Source organism: Tardiphaga sp. P4_G1, from assembly GCF_056401215.1.
On sequence record NZ_JBFUJU010000002.1, the window covers coordinates 583906 to 600337 of the forward strand.

Annotated in this window: 13 protein-coding genes; 4 read left to right on the top strand and 9 right to left on the bottom strand. The window is 61.5% G+C overall.

Going from position 1 to position 16432, the window contains the following annotated elements:
- Positions 1-11 precede the first annotated feature (11 nt).
- Together trhO and AC1DUY_RS06885 are read left to right on the top strand one after the other, a co-directional pair.
- On the top strand, positions 12-809 hold the full coding sequence (gene trhO, locus AC1DUY_RS06880) for an oxygen-dependent tRNA uridine(34) hydroxylase TrhO (RefSeq protein WP_478113197.1): 798 nt from the start codon (positions 12-14) through the stop codon (positions 807-809).
- Positions 802-1029, top strand: coding sequence for a SlyX family protein (locus AC1DUY_RS06885; RefSeq protein ID WP_089265841.1), 228 nt, complete (start codon positions 802-804; stop codon positions 1027-1029). Before trhO ends, AC1DUY_RS06885 begins: the two co-directional genes overlap by 8 nt.
- A 162-nt stretch (positions 1030-1191) precedes the next feature.
- Here AC1DUY_RS06885 and AC1DUY_RS06890 read toward each other — a convergent pair whose 3' ends face one another.
- Positions 1192-2730 carry a class I adenylate-forming enzyme family protein gene (locus tag AC1DUY_RS06890; RefSeq protein ID WP_478113199.1) on the bottom strand — a complete coding sequence of 513 codons (1539 nt, stop codon included), beginning with the start codon at positions 2728-2730 and terminating at the stop codon, positions 1192-1194.
- A 149-nt stretch (positions 2731-2879) separates the two neighbouring features.
- Positions 2880-3485 carry a nuclear transport factor 2 family protein gene (locus AC1DUY_RS06895; RefSeq protein ID WP_184512045.1) on the bottom strand — a complete coding sequence of 202 codons (606 nt, stop codon included), beginning with the start codon at positions 3483-3485 and terminating at the stop codon, positions 2880-2882.
- Between the two features lie 83 nt (positions 3486-3568).
- On the opposite strand from AC1DUY_RS06895, the gene AC1DUY_RS06900 reads away from it, so the two are divergent.
- Complete coding sequence (locus AC1DUY_RS06900) at positions 3569-5668, top strand: S9 family peptidase (RefSeq protein ID WP_478113202.1); 2100 nt, start codon at positions 3569-3571, stop codon at positions 5666-5668.
- Between the two features lie 127 nt (positions 5669-5795).
- Here the strand turns inward: AC1DUY_RS06900 and hemC are convergent, their stop codons facing one another.
- From hemC to AC1DUY_RS06925, 5 genes are all read right to left on the bottom strand, one after another.
- Entirely contained in the window at positions 5796-6779 is a 984-nt protein-coding gene (gene hemC, locus AC1DUY_RS06905; protein ID WP_478113204.1) for a hydroxymethylbilane synthase, read from the bottom strand.
- Positions 6780-6889: 110 nt separating this feature from the next.
- Complete coding sequence (mctP, locus tag AC1DUY_RS06910; protein ID WP_478113206.1) at positions 6890-8377, bottom strand: monocarboxylate uptake permease MctP; 1488 nt, start codon at positions 8375-8377, stop codon at positions 6890-6892.
- Positions 8367-8552, bottom strand: coding sequence for a DUF3311 domain-containing protein (locus tag AC1DUY_RS06915; protein WP_093757178.1), 186 nt, complete (start codon positions 8550-8552; stop codon positions 8367-8369). Before AC1DUY_RS06915 ends, mctP begins: the two co-directional genes overlap by 11 nt.
- A 220-nt stretch (positions 8553-8772) precedes the next feature.
- Positions 8773-9885 (bottom strand): NADH:flavin oxidoreductase/NADH oxidase, encoded by a 1113-nt coding sequence (locus tag AC1DUY_RS06920; protein ID WP_478113208.1) that lies wholly within the window; start codon positions 9883-9885, stop codon positions 8773-8775.
- Positions 9886-10145: 260 nt separating this feature from the next.
- Complete coding sequence (locus AC1DUY_RS06925) at positions 10146-10460, bottom strand: hypothetical protein (RefSeq protein WP_089265834.1); 315 nt, start codon at positions 10458-10460, stop codon at positions 10146-10148.
- Between the two features lie 389 nt (positions 10461-10849).
- Between AC1DUY_RS06925 and AC1DUY_RS06930 the strand changes: the two genes are divergently transcribed.
- Complete coding sequence (locus tag AC1DUY_RS06930; RefSeq protein WP_478113210.1) at positions 10850-12652, top strand: carbamoyltransferase family protein; 1803 nt, start codon at positions 10850-10852, stop codon at positions 12650-12652.
- 111 nt (positions 12653-12763) lie between these two features.
- On the opposite strand, the gene AC1DUY_RS06935 is transcribed toward AC1DUY_RS06930, so the two are convergent.
- Complete coding sequence (locus tag AC1DUY_RS06935; RefSeq protein WP_175367783.1) at positions 12764-14443, bottom strand: methyl-accepting chemotaxis protein; 1680 nt, start codon at positions 14441-14443, stop codon at positions 12764-12766.
- A gap of 285 nt (positions 14444-14728) precedes the next feature.
- Positions 14729-16420: a methyl-accepting chemotaxis protein gene (locus AC1DUY_RS06940; protein WP_439074748.1), complete on the bottom strand. Its 1692-nt coding sequence runs from the start codon at positions 16418-16420 to the stop codon at positions 14729-14731.
- Positions 16421-16432: the final 12 nt, after the last annotated feature.

Genomic DNA, 16432 nt, shown 5'->3' on the forward strand with positions numbered 1-16432 from the left:
AAACCCCCGCCATGTTCAATGTCGCCGCCCTCTATCAATTCGCCGCGCTGCCGGATTTTCGGCAATTGCGCGAGCCGCTGCGCGCCTATTGCGCCAATCTCGGCATCAAAGGCTCGATCCTGCTCGCCGAGGAAGGCATCAACGGCACCGTGGCTGGCACCGACGCTGCCATCAATACGCTGATGGCGGAACTGCAGACAGGGGTGATGTTCAGCGATCGGCTGAACCATCTCGAGTTGAAATTCTCCCGCGCCAGCCTGATGCCGTTCCTGCACATGAAGGTGCGGCTGAAGAAGGAGATCGTCACCCTCCGCGATCCCCAGACCGATCCGACCAAGACCGTCGGCATCTATGTGGACGTCGCGGACTGGAACGATCTGATCGCCGATGAGACCACGCTGGTGCTCGATACGCGCAATGCATTCGAAGTGGCGATGGGCACGTTCGAGGGCGCGGTCGATCCGGAGATCGCAAGCTTCGGCCAGTTCAAGGATTTCGTGGCGCGTACGCTCGATCCCGAGAAGCACACGAAGATCGCGATGTTCTGCACCGGCGGCATTCGCTGCGAGAAGGCGAGTTCGTATCTGTTATCGCGCGGCTTCGCCGACGTCTATCATCTCAAGGGCGGCATCCTGAAATATCTCGAGCAGATCCCCGAGGCCGAGAGCCGCTGGCGCGGCGAATGCTTCGTGTTCGACCAGCGCGTCGCGCTCGGTCATGGCCTCGTCGAAAGCCAGTCGATCAAGCCTGACTTGCCGATCAATTCGGAAGATTTTGCGATGCTGCGGGAGAGCGCATCCGATGAGTGAGACCGCAAAAGACCTGACAGGCTTACGCGAACGTATCGACGCACTCGAAACTCGCGTCGCCTATCAGGACGACACGATCGAGACGCTGAATACGACGATCACCGCCCAGTGGAAACAGATCGACATGCTGACGCGGCAGGTTGCCACGCTCGGCGAGCGGCTGCAGGAGGCCGAAAGCAACAGCGGTGCGCCGCGGAATGAACCTCCGCCGCATTATTGAGGCGGCGATCCCAAACTCAGCCGTCGTCCCCGCGGAGGCGGGGACCCATACACGCCGAAGAGTTAGAAAAGACGCTGTGGCTATAACTCTGCCGCTTGAACCATACTGACCGTGGTTATGGGTCCCCGCCTCCGCGGGGACGACACCTGATAGGCCAGTGCTCTAAACCGACAAATCCGCCGCCAGCTTGCGGTCTCGCAACTCGCGCTTCAGCACCTTGCCGATGGCGCTGCGCGGCAACACATCGACCAGCACGACATCGTTGAGTCGCTGGAACTTGCCGACACGCTCATTCGTCCAAGCCTTCAGTCCCGGCGCATCGACCGAGGCACCCGCCTTCATCACCACGAAGGCGACCGGTGTCTCACCCCACTCTTCCGACGGTATGGCCACGACAGCGGCTTCGAGCACGTCGTCGTGTTTCGTCAGCACGGCTTCGAGATCGCTCGGATAGATGTTGAAACCGCCAGAAATGATCATGTCCTTCTTGCGGTCCATCAGCTGCAGAAAGCCGTCTTCGTCAAAGCGCCCGACATCGCCGGTGCGGACATAGCGCTTTCCGGAAGCGTCGTGCCAGAACGTCTCGGCGGTCTTGCCGGGCTGGTTGAGATAGCCCTGCATGATGACGGGCGAATGCCCGACCACTTCGCCAATTTCGCCTTGGGCAACGAAATTGCCGTCCTCGTCAATCAGGCGGATCTCATGATCTGGCGCTGGCTGGCCGACGGTGTGCAACTTGGTCGGATGTTCATGCGCCAGCAGCACGCAGGTGCCCCCGCCTTCGGTCATGCCGTAATACTCGGTTAGTCCGCCAGGCCATCGCTTGAGCACGTCGGTCTTCAGCGCTGCCCCGAACGGCGCCGAGGTCGAGAATTTCATCACGAAGGACTTCAGATCGAAACTGTCGAAATCCGGCACAGCCATAATGCGGCGATACTGCACCGGCACCAGCATCGCATGGGTCGCCCGATGTCTGGCGCTGAGTTCAAGGAAGCCGCGCGCATCGAACTTCTTCATCAGCACCAGGGTGCCGCCACCGGCGAGTGTCGGATTGAAACAGACCAGCGTGGTGTTGGAATAGAGCGGCGTCGACAGCACGGTGACCGCATCCGGCCCGTAGCCGAGCGGATCGAGCTGGCCATATTGTCGCCAGCGCATCCAGCAGGTGTGGATGATGCCTTTCGGTGTACCGGTCGTGCCCGAGGAATAGATGATATTGAAGACCCATTCCGGATCGATCGTCACTGGCGCTGGCTTCGCACCTTCCGGCGCCAGCCATTGCGCGAACGGCTTTCCGGCCTTGCCGCCGTCGAGCGCGACGCGCTGGATGGAGGGATCGATCATAGCCTCCGCAAGGGAGGCGGCCGTCGCGTCATCCATGAACAGGATTTTTGCGGCCGCATCCTTCACCATCGCGGCGAAATCCGTGGGTGTCGATGACGGCGCCAGCGGCGCCACCGCCACACCGACGCGCAACGCACCGAGGAAGACCGCAGCATATTCGATGGAGGAGAGTGCACAGATCGAGATCGCATCGCGCGGCTTGAGGCCGCTGGCCTGCAGTGATGCAGCGATACGGTCGATCAGCGCATCGAAGGCGGCGTAGTCGATCTGGCGATCAGCATCGATCACGGCGATCTTGGTCGGCTTGGATGCGGCGGTGTTACGGACCAGTGCATCGAGGGTGATGAAGTCGGGCATGTTGTTTCTCCCAGTCTTTTTTGTTCTTTATCAACTATCCACGTCATTGCGAGGAGCGGAGCGACGAAGCAATCCAGAAAGCGGCAAGGAAAGACTGGATTGCTTCGTCGCCAAGAGGCTCCTCGCAATGAGGGCTGAGGGTAAGGCGGCTACCGATCCAGCTTTTCGCCGTTCAGCCATTTCTTCCCACTGGCATAAAGCGCCTCCACCGCGTCGCCGCGCAGCCCGGGCATATCCGGCTTGATCTGATAACCGATCTGGCTCTGCAGATAAGCAAGATGGCGATAGCCCTCGGGGAAGCTCGCGAGCAGATCCGCATCGAGCTTCAGCGGCGCACCGGGTACCACGGGATCCATGCGATCCTTTTCATAAATCGGCTGGCGCAGCACCATGCCCCATTTGCCGTCACGCTTTTCGAGGAAATCATAGAAGCGTCCGGTCAGCATCACGTCGACATTGACGCCGTGCACCAGCGCGCGCTGGGCAATGGTCATCTTGGTCTGCGAAATTGCGCGGTTGCCAGCGAGATCGATCGATTGCGCGCCGAGGAAATGCATGATCGAGACGCCCTTGGCCCAGCCGGCCTTGCTCATGGCAATGAACTCGTCGGCGGTGCCCTGGGTCCAGGTCGCCACCATGCGGCCATCGTCGAACCAGACGGTGCGGAAGCGGTCCCAGTCGCCGGCATCGCGCCAGACTACCCAGTTTTCAATGAGATCGCGGATGGCAAGGCGGTCGATAATCTCTATATCCATGGAATATCCAATATGCGGGGCAGGCGCCGATGCGCGCGTGTTCCGTAATCATATCCGATCAGGCTTCCGCGAAAAGAGCGTTCATGACAAAGCAGACATCCTCCATGCCCGCGCCGGTTGCGCCGCGTCATCCGCATTCCTTCACGACCCACGGCATCACCGTGACCGATGACTATGCCTGGCTAAAGGATGCCAAATGGCAGGAGGTGCTGCGCGACCCCAATGTGCTGGAGCCGGAGATCCGCACCTATCTCGACGCCGAGAACGCCTATACCGACAGCCTGCTCGGCGGCACGGCGGCGCTGCAGACCAAGTTGGTTGCGGAAATGCGCGGCCGCATCAAGGAAGACGATTCCAGCGTCCCGTCGCCGGACGGCCCCTATGCTTACTTGCGGAAATTCCGCGAGGGCGGCCAGCACGAATTATTCGGCCGCATGCCGCGGGATGGCGGCGAGGCCACCATCATTCTCGATGGCGACAGGCTTGCCGCCGACCACAAATATTTCAAGTTCGGCGGCGCCCGCCATTCACCCGATCATGCGCTGGAAGCCTGGAGTGCCGACGTCAAGGGCTCGGAGTATTTCACCATCCGCGTGCGTGACTGGGCCACCGGCAACGATCTCGACGACGTGGTCGAGGAGACCGATGGCGGCGTGGTGTGGACGCTAGACTGCAAGGCGTTCTTCTATGTGAAGCTCGACGACAACCATCGCCCGATGCAGGTCTGGCTGCACAGGCTGGGCACCAGACAGGCGGATGACAGGCTGATCTTTGAGGAGCAGGATTCCGGCTGGTTCACCCACATCCATGAAAGCGCCAGCGGCCGCTTCTGCGTCATCGCGGGCGGCGATCATGAGACCTCCGAGCAGCAACTGATCGATCTCGCAGCACCAGACATGCCCCCCCGCCTCGTGGCGAAGCGCGAAGAGGGCGTGCAATATTCGCTGGCCGATCGTGGCGACGAGCTGTTCATCCTGACCAATGCCGATGGCACCATCGACTTCAAGATCGTCACCGCGCCACTGGCGGCGCCCGCGCGCACGAACTGGAAAGACCTGATTCCCTATCGCGAAGGCATCTATGTCCTCGACATGGATCTCACGGCCGGCCATCTCGTCCGTCTGGAGCGCGCCAATGCTCTGCCGTCGATTGTGATTCGCGATCTCACCACCAAGGAAGAACACGCTATCGCCTTCGACGAAGCCGCCTATTCGCTCGACACCATGGGCGGCTACGAATTCGATACGACCACGCTTCGCTTCGCCTATTCCTCGATGACGACGCCGTCGGAAGTCTATGACTACGACATGGCGACGCGCGAGCGTACGTTGCGCAAGCGCCAGGAGATTCCGTCGGGGCACAATCCCGCCGACTATGTCACCACGCGCATCATGGCCAAGGCACATGACGGCGCCGAGGTTCCGGTGTCGATCCTGCATCGCAAGGACCTGGCACGGGACGGCAAGGCTCCGCTGCTGCTCTATGGCTATGGTTCCTACGGCATGGCGATGCCGGCGTCGTTCTCCGCCAACCGGCTGTCGCTGGTCGATCGCGGTTTCGTCTATGCCATCGCGCATATCCGCGGCGGCGCCGACAAGGGCTGGGGCTGGTATCTCGACGGCAAGCGCGACAAGAAGACCAACTCGTTCGACGATTTCGCCGCGGCTGCGCGCGCGCTGATCGACGCGAAATACACTTCGGAGAAGCGCATCGTTGGCCATGGCGGCAGCGCCGGCGGCATGCTGATGGGCGCCGTCGCCAATCGCTCCGGCGAGCTATTCTCCGGCATCGTTGCCGAAGTGCCATTCGTCGATGTGCTCAACACCATGCTCGACGACACGCTGCCGCTGACGCCGCCGGAATGGCCCGAATGGGGCAACCCGATCGAGAGCGAAGCGGATTTCAAGACGATCCTGTCCTACTCGCCTTACGATCAGGTCGCGGCGAGGAACTATCCGAAAATCCTGGCGATGGGCGGCCTCACCGATCCACGCGTCACCTATTGGGAGCCGGCGAAATGGATCGCACGGCTGCGCGCGACGATGACGGGTGGAGGCCCGGTGCTGCTGCGGACGAATATGGGCGCCGGTCACGGTGGCGCGTCCGGGCGTTTCAACCGGCTGGATGAGATCGCGATCGTCTATGCGTTCGCACTGTGGTCGGTGGGGATGGCGGAGAGCTAGTCGCCACACACTCCGTCATGGCCGGGCCTGACCCGGCCATCCAACTTCACTGTCGTACATCAAAGGATGGATGCCCGGGTCAAGCCCGGGCATGACGTGGAGAGGGCAAAGTGTCGTATCGAACGGCCTAGTGCTCCGGCCGATTGGCCTCGATCAGCGCGCCGGCGCCCTTGTCGAGCAGCTCCAGCCCGACAGCCCGCCCCAGCTCGCGCGGACGATCCGCCGGCCCTATGCGCGTCACCTCAATGAACTGCCCGCCGGCTTCATCCAGCACCGATGCGGTCAGCGACATCTCGTGCCCTGAGATCACCGAATAGCCGGCGATCGGCGAATTGCAGTGGCCGTTCAGCACCCAAAGCACCTCGCGCTCGGCATCGCAGGACAGATGCGCCGCAGGGTCGTCGATCAGTGACAGATGACGCCGCGAGGCCCAATCATGCGCCGCGCATTCGACTGCGACGATGCCCTGCCCCACAGCCGGCAACATTTCCTGCGGCGTGAAATCACGTGCGATGCGGCTCGCCAATCCAACACGCTCGAGGCCTGAACGCGCCATGATCAGCGCGTCGGCGGGACCGACCTCGCCGCCATCAGGCATCCGCTGCATCTCGCCATTGTCGAGTTTGCGCACGCGCGTATCGGCAGCACCACGGAAGTGGATCACCTCGATCTCGGGAAACAGCCGGCGGATATAGGCGGCACGGCGTACGGCATTGGTGCCGATCTTAAAGCCCTTGCCATGCGTGCGCTTGAGATCGTCAAGGCTGACGCCTTCGCGCAGCACCAGCGCATCGGTCGGAGGATCGCGCACCAGCGTTGCACCAATCACGAGGCCCGGCGTGTCCTCGTTGCCCGGCATGTCCTTCAGCGAATGCATCGCCGCATGCAGCGTGCCCTTGAGCACGGCCGCGCGAATCTCCCCGACGAAAGCCCCGCCCTTGCCGCCATGCTTCAGGAGATTGCTGGTCTGGTCGCGGTCGCCGACCGGCTCGAATTTCACGATCTCGACGGCCAGTTCCGGCGCGACCACCGCCAGCCGGCGCGCGATCTCTTCGGTCTGGGCCAGCGCCATGGTGCTTTTGCGCGTGCCGATGCGCATCGATTCAGTCACTCAGGCAAGCTCCATCCGGCGGTCCCGCACAGGGATGGCGGGCATTCGCGCGGACAATAAAGCCAGCGCGCGCCGGAAACAATGCGCGCGCGGGCTTTACAGCGGGGCCTTTAAGTGCTCGCCGCCTCGGCCGTTGCCACCGGCTTCGGCACCACGAGATTGACCAGCATTGCGACCACGATATTCGCGACGAGGGCAATCAGCCCGACATAGACCGTCGCCTGGAAGCTGCCGACCGACAGCATGTGCAGCGGCTTGAGGCCGTCCGTCCAGGCCAGATATGTGCCGCCAAACAGGCCGACTACCCATCCGGTCAGCAATGCCGGCGCGGTGAACCAGCGGGTGAACAGGCCGAAGATCAAGGCCGGCAACGTCTGCAGGATCCACAGGCCTCCGAGAAGCTGCAGGTCGAGCGCGAACTGCGTCGGCAGATAGATGATCACCAGCAGCGCGCCGACCTTCACCACCAGCGACGCGATCTTGGCAACGGCTGCTTCGCCCGCTGAATCGACCTGCGGATTGACATAGGCCTTCCAGAAATTGCGGGTGAAGAGATTGGCCGCACCAATGCTCATCACGGCCGCAGGGACCAGCGCGCCGATGGCAATCGCTGCAAAAGCGAAGCCTGCGAACCAGCTCGGAAACAGCGTCTGGAACAGCGCCGGTACCACGTCATTATTGCTGGCGAGCTTCAACTTGGCGGCGTGGCCCATGTAGCCGAGCAGCGCCAGCAGGCCGAGCATCAGTGTATAGGCCGGTAACAGTACGGCGTTCTTGCGGATGGTGGTGGCGCTCTTGCTGGCGAAGATACCGGTCAGCGTATGCGGATACATGAAGGCCGCGAGCGCCGAACCAAGTGCCAGCGTGGCATAGGCGACATACTGGCTGGGCTGCAGCAGGATACTGCCCGAGCCCTTGGCCTTGAATGCCTGATCGGCGGCGTCGAACACCGCGGCATAGCCGCCGAGCTTGCCGGGGATCACCGACACTGCCGCGATGACGGCGATATAGATCATGATATCCTTGACGAAGGCGATCAGCGCCGGGGCACGCAGGCCCGACGAGTAGGTGTAGAGCGCGAGCACGACAAAGGCCGCGATCAGCGGCAGTTCGCCTTCGAAGCCAAGCGCCTTCACAGCCGTGGCCATACCGATCAGCTGCAGCGCGATATAGGGCATGGTGGCGACGACACCGGTGATGGCGACTGCTGCTTCCAGCATGCGTGAACCATAGCGGCCATGCACAACGTCGGCGGCAGTGACATGGCCGTTGTCCTTGGCGACCTGCCACAGCCTCGGCATCACCATGAACACGATGGGATAGACCAGGATCGTGTAAGGCAGCGCGAAGAAGCCATAAGCGCCGACCGAATAGACCAGTGCCGGCACGGCGATCACCGTATAGGCGGTATAGAAATCGCCGCCGACCAGAAACCAGGTGATCCAGGTGCCGAACTGGCGGCCACCAAGGCCCCATTCGTCGAGACTGGCCAGCGTTTTCGGGCGGCGCCACTTCGAGGCGACGAAGCCCATCACGGTGACGAGCGCGAAGAAGAACAGAAAGACCGCAACCGCGGGAATATCGAGCTCAGTCTTCATTGGCGTAAGTCCGGTAAGCGAGCCAGGTCAGAAAGGCGGTCATCGGCACCCAGGCGAGCTGGTACCAGTAGAAGAACGGAAAGCCGAACAGCACCGGATCATGAAAATTGTAGAACGGGACCCAGAGCAGGCCGACGAAGGGGATCAGCAGAAGCCATAGGAAATGGCGGGCCATGGCGGGGCTCCTCTCGACAGGCGGGCAGCGCCGGATGCCACGATTATTTTACGGCGCAGAATTTTGCGCTGTGTAGGTGCGACATTCTGTCATGTAAACACGATGGCGCCGCAGGGCTGCCATTCGCGGAGTGGACGCGGAGCAAAGACAAACACCCACACATCGCACCCGGCTTGCGGGACAATGTGTGGGTGTCGAAAGTCAGGCGCCTTGAAGTGGTTTAGCGCCCGCCGAACGTCGTATCGCCGAACAACGCCTTTTGCGTCGATGGCTGCGAGCGCCAGTATTGCGGCGGCGCCTGTACCTGACCGCCAAGCTGCGCCGCCGCGTGCCACGGCCAGCGCGGATCGTAGAGAATGCCACGTGCGATGGCGACCAGATCGGCCTTGCCGGAGGCCACGATGTCTTCAGCCTGTTGCGCTTCGGTGATCAACCCCACCGCAATCGTCGGCAGTCCCGTCGCCGCTTTCACGGCTTCGGCGAACGGCACCTGATAACCCGGCCCGAGCGCGATCTTCTGCTGCGGCGAGACACCACCGGACGACACATCCATCCAGTCGACGCCGCGCTTCTTCAACTCACTGGCGAAGACGATGGTCTGCTCGATATCCCAGCCGCCCTCGACCCAGTCCGACGCCGAGACCCGGACACCAACCGGCTTGTGGGCCGGAAACGCTGCGCGCACAGCGTCGAATACTTCGAGCGGAAAGCGCATGCGATTTTCCAGCGAACCGCCATAATTGTCGGTGCGCTGGTTGGAGATCGGCGACAGGAATTCGTGCAGCAGATAGCCATGTGCACCGTGGATTTCGAGCGCATCGATGCCGAGCCGCTCGGCGCGCTTCGCTGTGGCCACGAAGGCATCGCGGATGCGCATGAGGCCCGCGGCATCGATCTCCTGCGGTGGCAATTCGCCGGACTTCTGCGGAATGGCGGACGGGGCGTGGGCGACCCAACCGCCTTTGTCGAGCGGGACCTGCTGGCCGCCATCCCATGGGGCGTGACTCGACGCCTTTCGGCCTGCATGGGCGATCTGCATGCCAACGGCAATGTTCGAATGTTTGCGTATCGCCGCCAGCACAGGCTTCAACGCGGCTTCGGTCGCGTCATTATAGAGGCCGAGATCGCCGGGTGTGATGCGGCCGATGGCTTCCACGGCGGTCGCTTCGATCACCAGCATGGCGGCGCCCGACAGGGCCATATTGCCGAGATGGATCATGTGCCAATCGGTCGCCCGGCCATCTTCGGCGGAATACTGGCACATCGGCGCAATGACGATGCGGTTCGGCAGCGTGAGGTCGCGCAGCTTGAAGGGAGAGAACAGGGCGCTCATGAAGGTTCCAGGGTGGGAGGACCGAATTGCCATGCGCGGGCGCGCAAGCTTGCCATGCCGACATTGGAATTTGGATGAGAAAACACAAGATGGCATGCCAAAAGCGACCTCAGCATTGTGCAAGGAGGGTAGCTTTCGACAAATCATTCCCGAAGGAGAGGCCCGTTTCCTGGAGAAAGGCGAGCCTGGAAAGCAAAAGGCGCCCCGGTTACCCGGCGCGCCTCTCCATCTCGTTCATTCAGCGCCGTAGCGCTTATGACTTAGTACGGGCAGACCACCCGGCCCCAGCGACGGCTGAAATAGCAGCCCGGCGCCACAAAGCGCGGTCCACCGTAGAAGCCATAGCCGCGACCATAGCCACGACCGCCGCCACGATAGAAGCCGCCACCGCGTCCACGGCCCCAACCGCCGCCGCCACGACCGCGACCACCGCCACGGGCCTCGGCCGAGGTGCTGCTCGTGGTGAGCAACACCGTGGATGCGCCGATCAGACCAACACAGTAGACAGACACAAGCGCCATCGCTGCCAGGCAGCGGGTCACGATATTATGGCGCGTCGTTTTGGTTTGAGCCATTCTTAGGAACTCCCATTCTGCAGAAGCACGGCTTTAGAATGCTTCCGGCCTCGAATCGTTCAGTGAGCAATTCTTGATTCACACAGGTGCTGAAACCAGAATAGTAATATGGCCATCACAAGGCGTGCACGCACGAACAACTTTACAATAGGGTCAAGCTCGAACGCCGGTCAAGTTGCCGGCAACGCTGTCACTACGAACGAATGCGCACCTTCACGCGTCACCTCGCTTTTGACCTCCTGCGTTCATCTTCTCTTCATATTGCCTCGCACTATGCTGATCGCTGCACCTCGCAACTGCGAATATGCGGTCAGCCCCACCCGCCGCGTCTGCGTTAGCAGATCGATCCCATCATTCATCCCTTCCCGCGAATTGTCAGAAGCTGATTCATGCCCAAACCCAGCTACATCCTCGGTCTCAACACCTACGATCACGACGTCAGCGCCTGCCTGCTGCGCAACGGCGCGCTGGCCTATGCGATCGAGAAGGAGCGGATTACCCGCGAGAAACACGCGACGGGGTTCTACAAGGAAGTGATCGACTACGTCCTCGACGCCGAAGGCATCACGCTGGACGACGTCGACCTGGTGGTGAGCAATTGCTACATCCTGCCGGTTCCGGAGATGGAAGACCGCCTGATCTATCAGGACATGCCGGGCTTCCTGCCCGAATATGAACGGCAGGACGCCAGCGTCCATCCGCTGTTTCGGGCGCGCACCGGCAAGGTCAAAACGATCTCGCATCATCTGGCGCACGCCTATAGCGCGTTTGCCGTCTGCCCCTTCGAAGAGGGGGCGATCATGATCGTCGACGGCGTCGGCAGCTATCGCTCCGATGTGATGGAGGTCTATCCCGGCGACGAGCCGGGCTCGAAGCTCGCCCGGGAATCCGAGAGCTACTACACGTTCAAGGGCACGCAGCTCGATTGCCTCAAGAAAGTCTGGATGGAGCCGGACCGCGGCTTCCTCAGCGATGAATTCTACAACATGCCAGGCCTCGGGGCGCTTTATAGCCGGGCCTCGACCTATGTGTTCGGCGACTGGAACAAATGCGGCGAGCTGATGGGGCTGGCGCCCTATGGCCGCCGCGACCAGGTCAAGCCGCTGATGGATATCACCGACAATGTCCTCAGCGTGCCGCGCTGGACCCCCGAATACAACCAGCCCTATATCGCCGACAGCGACGGCAAATGGGACACCCATCCGTCGATGCGGCATTGGGAGGATATCGCCTGGCGAGTCCAAGACGACACCGAGAAAGTGCTGCTCGCCCGCGCCCGCTGGCTGCGCGAGACGACCGGCGCGAAGAACCTCTGCATTGCCGGCGGCGTCGCGCTGAACTGCGTCGCCAATGGTCGCATCGCCCGCGAAGCCGGCTTCGAGAATGTCTGGATCCAGCCCGCCGCCGGCGACAACGGCATCGCAATCGGCTGCGCCTATTATGGCCTGCTGGAGGTACAGAAGCAGCCGCGCTCTTATGTGATGACGCATTCCTACACCGGCAGGAACTATACCGATCGCGACATCGAGGCAGCAACACAGCGCACGCTGGTCAAGGCGCAGACCAGCACGGTGCGCAGCGACAATATCTGCCGCGATACGGCCAAGCTGCTCGCCGACCAGAAAGTGATCGGCTGGTTTCAAGGTCGCTCGGAATACGGCCCCCGCGCGCTCGGCAATCGCAGCATCATCGCCGATCCGCGCCGGCCGGAGATGAAGGACATCCTCAATTCACGCGTGAAGCACCGTCAGCCGTTCCGTCCGTTCGCGCCGATTGTGCTCGCCGAGCGCGCCAGAGAGATTTTCGAAGGCGATCAGGATTCGCCGTTTATGCTGACCGCCGCCCCGGTGCGCCCCGAATGGCGCGAGAAGATTCCGGCCATTGTGCACATCGATGGAACGGCGCGCATCCAGACCGTCACGGAAGACACTAATCCTGTGCTCTATCGGCTGCTGAAGGAATTCGATGCGCTCACCGGCGTACCGGTGCTGCTCAACACGTCATTCAACGTGAAGGGCGAACCGATCGTCGAGACTCCGCGCGACGCCATGGCGTGTTTCATCAATACCGGCATCGATCATCTGATCCTGCACGATACGCTGGTGTCCAAGACATCGGCGCATCGTTTCGTCGCCCCGCTGGTGCGCACCTATATGGACATCGCGGGACTGGTGTCGGCGAGTACGAGATAGAACGCCCAACATCCGTAGGGTGGGCAAAAGCGCAGCGTGCCCACCACCATCATCGAACGCGCTGCGGTGGGCACGGCGCAAAAGCGCCCTCGCCCACCCTACAAGCCATGATCAGGCCGCGCGCACGGCGTTGAGGAACTTGCTGACTTCATCCTTCAGTCGCGTGCTGTCCGAGGACAGTGATTGCGCCGCAGCGAGAACCTGGGTCGAGGCAGATCCAGTCTCCGTTGCACCCCGCTGCACATCAACGATGTTCGACGAGACCTGCATCGTGCCCTGCGCCGCCTGTTGAACGTTGCGGGAAATCTCCTGCGTCGCGGCACCCTGCTCTTCCACCGCCGATGCGATGGTCGAGGCAATCTCCGACATCCGGCCGATGGTGTCGCCGATCTCCTTGATGGCGCCAACCGATTCCTGCGTCGCCGCCTGGATGCCGGAAATCTGCGTCGAGATCTCGCCAGTCGCCTTGGCAGTCTGCTCAGCGAGGGCCTTCACTTCGGAAGCCACAACCGCGAAACCGCGACCGGCTTCGCCGGCGCGCGCTGCTTCGATGGTGGCGTTGAGCGCCAGCAAGTTCGTCTGGCCTGCGATGTTGTTGATCAGCTCGACCACATCGCCGATGCGCGACGCAGCGCTGGCGAGCTCGCCGACGCGATCATTGGTCTTGCGTGCCTGATCGACCGCCTGCCCTGCGATCGCAGCCGACTCCTGCACCTGTCGGCTGATCTCGTTGACCGACGAGGCCATTTCTTCGGTTGCCGATGCCACTGACTGCACATTGGCCGATGCCTCTTCGGAGGCTGCAGCAACCGTCGTGGTCAATTCCTGCGAGCGCTCCGCCGTGGCGGTCAGCGTACCTGCCGAGGCTTCCAGTTCGGTCGATGCCGACGACACCGTCTCGACGATCTCACCGATCATCGATTCGAAGTTGCGGGTGATGCTGTCGACGCGGCGACCGCGCTCGATCTTGGCTTCTGCATCGGCCGCCGCGGCTTCATCCGCCGCGCGCTTGTCGATCAGCGCCTGTTTGAATACCTGAAGCGAATCCGCCATCGTACCGATTTCGGTTTTCTCGCCCTGATGCGGAACATTTGCTGTCAGATCTCCTGTGCCAAGCGCCTGCATCGGCAGCACGATCGACGTAATGCCGGCGGAGACATCGCGCACCAGCAAGATAGCCGCACCGATGCCGACAACAATCGCAAACAAGAGCGAACCGATCACCATCTTGATGGCGACCCCAAAGCTGTCCGTCGCCAGTTCTCCGGCTGTCAAAGCTCCCTTGTTGTTGAGCTCGACATCCTTCTGCAGGGCTTCGTCCGCTTTGAAGCCAATCTGGTTGACCTTCACGTTCATATCTCGCGCTTCATCACGAGCGTTCTTGCGCGACAACGCAAGAACCGGCTGCAACGCCGCGATGTATTCGCTCCAGAGCTTGCTGAATTCGCTATACATCGCGCGCTCCTCGGGCGACGAAATCATCGGCTCATAGCTCTTGCGCGCCTTGTCGAGCATCTCGGCGTAACGCACCAGCGTGTCGTCCTGGACCTTCGTATCTGCGGCATCGGTCGCAAGCAGATGTCCACGAACCACCGAACGATAGCTGATCGTTGCAGCGCGGACTTCACCCAGAGCGCGCACGCTCGGCAGCCAGCTCGTGACGATGTCGGATGTCGCTCCGTTGATGGTGTACATCTGCTTGATGGCCAGCGCGCCCATCGCAGACATGGCGAGCAGCAGGAACGAGACGACAAGAGTGATCTTGGTGCGGATGGACAGGCTGGCAAACATAGGTGATGGTCCCTCGGTTTTTGACCGTTGGCGCGCAACTGCACGAATGGCATTTTCTGGGTTTGAAGACACGGCATGCATTGGAGCTGCCGGCCGAGCGTCGATAGCTTTCAACGATCTCGTGATCGAGATTGTCCGGATAAAGTTAAGGAGCGGTGCATCATGACTGCTTCTTGTGCATGACTTCTCGAATGAGTGTGGCGCACACGCATAACAACACTATCGCGTAGGAAAGCCGACGCTCACGCGCCGGCTTTTTGCGCTGTACACTTGTGTTCAAGCCCGTCAGGCAGCGCGCACCGAATTCAAGAACTTGCCCACTTCATTCTTAAGACGTGTGCTGTCCGATGACAGCGACCGCGCGGCCGAAAGCACCTGCGACGACGCAGAGCCGGTCTCGGACGCTCCACGCTGCACGTCAGTGATGTTCGACGAGACCTGCATGGTACCCTGTGCCGCCTGCTGGACGTTACGCGAAATCTCCTGCGTCGCGGCACCCTGCTCTTCCACCGCCGATGCGATGGTCGAGGCAATCTCGGACATCCGGCCGATGGTGTCGCCGATTTCCTTGATGGCGCCGACCGATTCCTGCGTCGCCGCCTGGATACCGGAAATCTGCGTCGAGATCTCGCCGGTCGCCTTGGCGGTCTGCTCGGCCAATGCCTTTACTTCGGAAGCCACGACGGCGAAGCCCCGGCCCGCTTCACCGGCACGCGCCGCCTCGATGGTTGCGTTGAGCGCGAGCAGGTTTGTCTGGCCGGCGATATTGTTGATGAGCTCGACGACGTCCCCAATGCGGGATGCCGCACTGGCGAGTTCGCTGACGCGATCGTTGGTACGCCGCGCCTGGTCGACCGCCTGATTGGCGATGCTCGCCGACTCCTGCACCTGTCGGCTGATCTCGTTGACCGACGAGGCCATTTCTTCAGTGGCCGATGCCACCGACTGGACGTTGGTGGAAGCTTCTTCGGACGCCGCCGCCACTGTGGTGGCCAGGTCCTGGGAACGTTCGGCCGTCGCGGTCAGCGTGCTTGCGGAAGCTTCAAGTTCGGTCGATGCCGACGATACGGTCTCCACGATTTCGCCGATCATCGATTCGAATTCGCGGGTGATGTTGTCAACGCGGCGACCGCGTTCGATCTTGGCTTCGGCGTCGGCAGAGGCAGCTTCATCTGCCGCGCGCTTGTCGATCAGCGCCTGCTTGAACACCTGAAGCGTGTCGGCCATCGCGCCGATCTCGGTCTTCTCGCCCTGATGCGCCACATGCGCCGTGAGATCTCCAGCGCTCAGCGCCTGCATCGGCTGCACGATCGAAGCGATACCCGACGACACGTCCTTGACCAGATAAATGCCGACACCGATGCCGATGACCGCGGTCGCTGCAATGATCACGATCACCGTCATCAGTGCCGAACCATAGCTCTCATCGGCCTTCTGTCCCGATGCTGCCGCACCCTTGTCGTTGAATTCGATGGCCTTGCGCAGGGCAAAATCGGCTTTGGATCCCAGCGGATTGATCACATTCAGATTGAGCTCATGGGCTTCCTGACTGCCTTTGCCGAGATTCTTGCGATCGAGGACAAAGATTTCCTGGCTGCGTGATACGTAGTTGTCCCACTCCTTGCTCCAATCGTTGAAGATTGCGCGCTCTTCGGGGCTCGATACCAACTTATCATAGGCAATCCGCTCATCGGCGGCCCGCTTGACGATGGTGTCGATACCAGCCTCGGTCTTCTGCATCTGGTCAGCATTGGCTGCGAGGATGTGCGCGCGCACCAGATTGCGATAATCGATGGTCGTCGCCCGCAGCCCGCCGAGCACACGGACGCTTGGAAGCCAGTTCTTCTGGATGTCCGACGCATTGGCGTTAATTGTCTGCATCTTGCTGACAGCAAGCGCCCCCATCCCCGTCATTGCGATTAACAGAAAAGCGATAACGATGGTGATTTTGGCTTTGATAGAGATGTTCGAGAGCATGGCTGGACGTCC